Annotated in this window: 5 protein-coding genes and 2 pseudogenes; 2 read left to right on the top strand and 5 right to left on the bottom strand. The window is 35.7% G+C overall.

Going from position 1 to position 4,484, the window contains the following annotated elements:
• Positions 1-224: 224 nt before the first annotated feature.
• The 5 genes and pseudogenes from OZD63_RS02940 to OZD63_RS06155 all read right to left on the bottom strand — a co-directional run bounded on the left by OZD63_RS02940 (position 225) and on the right by OZD63_RS06155 (position 1,522).
• Positions 225-473: a transposase gene (locus tag OZD63_RS02940; protein ID WP_275008066.1), complete on the bottom strand. Its 249-nt coding sequence runs from the start codon at positions 471-473 to the stop codon at positions 225-227.
• Between the two features lie 236 nt (positions 474-709).
• Positions 710-862 carry a transposase gene (locus tag OZD63_RS06285; RefSeq protein WP_369408987.1) on the bottom strand — a complete coding sequence of 51 codons (153 nt, stop codon included), beginning with the start codon at positions 860-862 and terminating at the stop codon, positions 710-712.
• A pseudogene (locus OZD63_RS06280) lies at positions 839-1,020 on the bottom strand (transposase); the annotation flags it as partial. The pseudogene OZD63_RS06280 and the gene OZD63_RS06285, both read right to left, overlap by 24 nt.
• On the bottom strand, positions 980-1,252 hold the full coding sequence (locus OZD63_RS06275; RefSeq protein WP_458695130.1) for a hypothetical protein: 273 nt from the start codon (positions 1,250-1,252) through the stop codon (positions 980-982). The gene OZD63_RS06275 and the pseudogene OZD63_RS06280, both read right to left, overlap by 41 nt.
• 96 nt (positions 1,253-1,348) lie before the next feature.
• Complete coding sequence (locus OZD63_RS06155; protein WP_010082315.1) at positions 1,349-1,522, bottom strand: hypothetical protein; 174 nt, start codon at positions 1,520-1,522, stop codon at positions 1,349-1,351.
• Positions 1,523-1,607: 85 nt separating this feature from the next.
• On the opposite strand from OZD63_RS06155, the pseudogene OZD63_RS02930 reads away from it, so the two are divergent.
• Together OZD63_RS02930 and uvrB are read left to right on the top strand one after the other, a co-directional pair.
• Positions 1,608-1,928: pseudogene (locus OZD63_RS02930) on the top strand (transposase); the annotation flags it as partial.
• 395 nt (positions 1,929-2,323) lie between these two features.
• Complete coding sequence (uvrB, locus tag OZD63_RS02925; RefSeq protein WP_274979714.1) at positions 2,324-4,237, top strand: excinuclease ABC subunit UvrB; 1,914 nt, start codon at positions 2,324-2,326, stop codon at positions 4,235-4,237.
• The last annotated feature ends 247 nt before the right edge of the window (positions 4,238-4,484 follow it).

Below are 4,484 nucleotides of genomic sequence, written 5' to 3'. Positions count from 1 at the left end.
AAAGTAGCATATGGTTCTCTCCGCGGTCTGAGATGACAATAAATTTGTCAAGCCGCATCATACTTGTTAGGCGGAAGTGGACGGCAACATATTTACCACGAAGTCTAACTAAGTTCTTGCTTGTCCCTTCCATCGGCATTGCTATCTTTATTTTCAATAAAATTATTGTCCTATGCTCTTTTGATGTTTATTGATAATAAAATTCTGTTTTATCAACCAACATCCTATGCATAATTACAGCTAATTTTCTTGCTACTGCTACAATTGCTTTTTTCATTCCTTTTTTCTTCGCAACCCCAGTTTTTTAATTTAAATGTCCTCTTGGTAACTGTAAGCATTGTTTGTGCAGCTTCATATAACATACTTCTACATTCCGCTGGTCCCATCTTTGATATGCTGCCATGCCGATCAACTTTTCCAGAAGAATATTGCCTTGGTGTCAACCCTATATACCCCCTTACTATTACCCACAAATATAAATGTTTGTTGCATAGCTCTTAATGGCATAACTTTTGCTTGAAATAACTGTTTATATGGTGCAATTTACAGCTTTTAGTTGCTAAAATTATAACTCTTAGTTTAATAATTTTAATCCAATAAGCTTTCAGGTTAATAAAATTAAATTATTTGAGTAAATACAATACTATGTTTTTATTTGTGGGTAATAGTAAGATATACCCCAGTTGCGGATTAGCCAACGAAGTAAAGCTTAGAAATGCAGCGGCTGCATGGAATATGAAACAAGCGTAGAAAAAATGTGTACCAAAAAATTTATCGGTGATCTGTGGCGAGTATGCTCAATCTCAAATTTGTTTTTCAGAGAGCCAAAAACTGTCTCAATAATCGATCTTTTTCTTAACAAAATCTTCTCATTTAGCACCATTAATGAGTTTTTCATACCCTTTTTATACTGGTTACAAGCTTTAACCCTCTATCGAATAATTCGTGAAAAAGATCTTTTTTGATATATCCTTTATCTCTAAACAATAATCCAGTCAATTTCTGAGTTAAATTTGGCACAGGTATCAACGTTGCCTTTTGTCACCGTAACCCCTTGAATTTCGCCAGTTTCGTTGATTACTAGACGTACCGAAAAACCACCCATAAGTAGTCTTTCCAATCTTTGCCAACCCTTTGAAAACTTTGTTTCTCGAGGTCCTTTTTGGATGGCAAACAGCGATAGATTATGTACGAAATCCCTGTCACTTTTGACTGTTCGCAAAACCATTGCATTAAGAGCGCTAAATACCATAAAGCCCGCGATTTTAACCTGATAAACCTACTATAGGATGGCAATTTTGGAAACGCTGATTCGTATAATAATTTCAAATAATGCACATAGAAAATTTTAAAATTGTCGCACTTGATATAGCAATATTATGGTAAAAATCTCTGAATGCGTAATCTCTGGCGTCCTGGTTGGTTTTTTGCCACTTGGTAGAAGTTTTTCTGCAAAATTTTCATCGACTGTATTGCAAAAATCATCGACTATACAAAAGATTTCTGTTACTTTCTCTTTCATTGGTAACCTCCTATTTTAGGAATGAATATCAAATACCTTGGAGTTTACCCTATTTCCTTACCTTTTCTATTTTTTCTAATTTACAACTGGGGTTAGCAGTGCTGTGAGAATGGTTGAAAGCGCAAAAGAAAACCTCTCGGAAGTTAAAAATATACTGGTCGATGCAGGTTATACAGGAGAAAATTTTGCAACTAAAATAAAAACGATTATTGGAGCAACTGTAGAAGTAATAAAACGAAGTGAATTACATTCCTTTGCTGTATTGCCACAAAGATGGGTTGTAGAGCGATCTTTCGCTTGGTTAGAAAAATGCAGACGATTGTGGAAAAATTGCGAGCGAAAACTTAACAATAGCCTACAAATGGTCGTTCTTTCCTTCATTTCTCTTCTATTGAGAAGATTTTAAACAGGTTCTAAATCTTTATTTTAAAAATGTCATATTGACCACCGGTACCTGAAAATACTATTCCAATTGATCAGAGCTATCCATTTCCTTAATTTTTGTAACGTTGTCATAGGAGTACTATAACTTTAGTATCAACTATGTTTTATTGTTTTTGCATCTAAAAAAATTTAGCTTATTCAAGCAGCATTTTGCCTTTTTTTGGATGTAGGGATTTTTTAGGAATTGTCTTCTTGAATTCTATGGTATTTTGTTTAACATTGAAACAAGATTCCAGTGTCAGCTACTTGCATGACATTGTTGGTTAGTGTTTTATGGCTTTACGATAGCTATACAACTTATCTTAAAAGCAATATAGTGTTTACTATACAATGAATCAAAGATAGTAAGTAAAGTCTATGAAATTTCAAATCGCTACACATTTTCAACCGGCTGGGGATCAACCACAGGCAATCGATAGCTTAATTGCAGGGCTAAATAGTAATAAAAGAGATCAGGTTTTGCTTGGAGTTACTGGTTCTGGGAAAACTTTTACTATGGCAAATGTTATTGCAAGAACAAATAGGCCTGCATTAATTATGGCACACAATAAAACTTTAGCAGCACAGCTTTATGAGGAAATGAAAGGATTGTTTCCCCATAATGCTGTTGAATACTTCATTTCTTATTATGATTATTATCAACCTGAAGCCTATTTACCACAAACTGATACTTATATCGAAAAAGATTCTGCAATTAACGAAAGAATTGAGATGCTGCGTTATTCCACCGTCTGCTCCCTTTTGGAGCGCAGGGATACGATCGTAGTTGCCAGTGTTTCCTGCATATACGGTCTTGGTTCGCCTGAGAGCTACCGCAGCATGATCATACCGCTTAGTGTTGGAAATAAAATTCGTATTAATGATTTCCTGAGCAACTTAACTGATCTTCAATACAAGCGCTCTGATGCCAGGTTTGAGAGAGGATATTTCAGAGTGCGCGGCGATATTGTTGATATATTTCCTTCCCATTATGAAAATAAAGCTTGGCGTTTATCGTTATTTGGCGATGAAATAGAAGAAATTTCTGAAGTTGATGCTATAACGGGCAATGTTACCAAAGGCGTAAATAAAATCACCATTTTTCCAAATAGCTATTACATAACCCCGCGTGAGGCTTTGTTGCAGGCAATTGAACTAGTCAAAAAAGAGCTGCATGAACGCTTGGATTATTACTACTCGCAAAACAAGATTGTTGAAGCAAAGCGCCTCGAGCAACGCACTAATTTTGATATCGAAATGATGAGAACAACAGGAATATGTAAAGGTATTGAAAATTATTCGCGTTATCTCTATGGAATGGAAGCTGGGGATCCACCACCTACTTTGTTTGAATATTTACCCAAAGACGTAATTTTATTTGTTGATGAGAGTCATGTCACCGTTCCTCAGGTTGGTGCGATGTACAGTGGTAATGAGGCGCGTAAAAAGAAATTGATCGACTATGGCTTCAGGCTCCCTTCCGCTTTTGATAATCGTCCATTAAAATTTGAAGAGTGGGAGGGAGTTAGGCCGCAGACTGTTTACATTTCAGCCACTCCAGGAAAGTATGAGTTGGCAAAGACCAATAATGTATTTATAGAGCAAGTTATCCGTCCAACAGGGCTTACAGACCCAATCTGCATTGTAAAACCAATAGAGAGTCAAATTGATGATGTAATTCATGAGGCACAAGTGACAATAGGGAAGGGATTTTGTGTTTTAATCACTACATTGACGAAAAAAATGGCTGAAAATTTAGCTGAATATATGAGTGAATTGAATATGAGAGTGAGTTATTTGCATTCTGATATTGCTGCGCTGGAGAGAATAGAAATTATATACAAATTGAGATCTAAAGAAATCGATGTTTTAGTAGGTGTTAACTTGCTGAGGGAAGGTCTTGATATTCCAGAGTGTGGGTTGGTTGCAATTTTGGATGCTGATAAAGAAGGATTTTTGCGATCGGAAACTTCATTAATTCAAACGATCGGTCGTGCTGCGCGTAATGCTGAAGGTAGAGTAATTTTGTATGCAGATAAAATCACTGGTTCTCTGGACCGTGCATTAAGAGAGACCGAAAGAAGAAGAAAAAAACAAGAAGAACATAATATATTGCACAATATTGTCCCAAAGACTATAATAAAACCTATATCAAACACCTTACAGGAGAGGGCAATAGCAGAACCGAAAGTAAATACTAATAAGGATGATTTGAGAAAGCAAATGATAGAGCATGCTGAAAATTTAGAGTTCGAAGAAGCAGCAAGAATAAAAAAATTATTGCAAGGTTAAGTAATATATGATGCTATGGGCATAGTATAAAAATGTAAATAATTTTATTGATATCTTTATATTAATACTTTTTAAATATTTAGTACGGTGCAATATCTGCAATGGATGAGAAAAATTAACACCAGCGCCCTTAGGGTCAGAGACTTTGGCCCCAACCCTAATAAAACGCCTAGATGGCTGAGAACCTGTTTAAAATCTTCGTAATAGGAGAGAAATGAAGGAAAGGACAATCATTTGCAAGCTGGTG

This window comes from Wolbachia endosymbiont of Drosophila leontia, assembly GCF_028981785.1.
Classification (GTDB): Bacteria; Pseudomonadota; Alphaproteobacteria; order Rickettsiales; family Anaplasmataceae; genus Wolbachia; species Wolbachia pipientis.
Note: the sequence above shows the minus strand (reverse complement) of the source record. Positions and strands in the feature narration are given on the sequence as shown.

Coding starts and splice junctions, on each gene's coding strand:
- OZD63_RS06155 (WP_010082315.1), bottom strand. CDS start 1,522: ATGAAAGAGAAAGTAACAGAAATCTTTTGTATAGTCGATGATTTTTGC.
- uvrB (WP_274979714.1), top strand. CDS start 2,324: ATGAAATTTCAAATCGCTACACATTTTCAACCGGCTGGGGATCAACCA.
- OZD63_RS06275 (WP_458695130.1), bottom strand. CDS start 1,252: ATGGTATTTAGCGCTCTTAATGCAATGGTTTTGCGAACAGTCAAAAGT.